We start from the raw sequence: 210 nt of genomic DNA, 5'->3' as shown, positions 1-210 counted from the left end.
AAAAATATATGAAGTGCAAAATTATAATAGCATTGATGAAGTTAAATCTCTTAAAACTTTAGATAGTTTAGAATTAAAAGAAGTTAATGAATTTAACAATAATCTAGTATTTTTTGAAAAAAGATTTTTTGATAAAAATTCATTTCAATTTATAGATGGAGATGAAATGCAAGTAATGTTATATAACTCATATACTAAGGAAAAAGAAGA

The 210-nt window shown here is 20.0% G+C and carries 1 protein-coding gene; it reads left to right on the top strand.

What is annotated here, in order from left to right:
- Positions 1 to 13 precede the first annotated feature (13 nt).
- Positions 14 to 210, top strand: a 197-nt coding sequence (locus KJQ99_RS10445) for a hypothetical protein (protein WP_214150793.1), incomplete at its 3' end; no start/stop codon positions are given.

Source organism: Campylobacter sp. 2018MI13 (assembly GCF_018501135.1).
Classification (GTDB): Bacteria; Campylobacterota; Campylobacteria; order Campylobacterales; family Campylobacteraceae; genus Campylobacter_E.
Note: the sequence above shows the minus strand (reverse complement) of the source record. Positions and strands in the feature narration are given on the sequence as shown.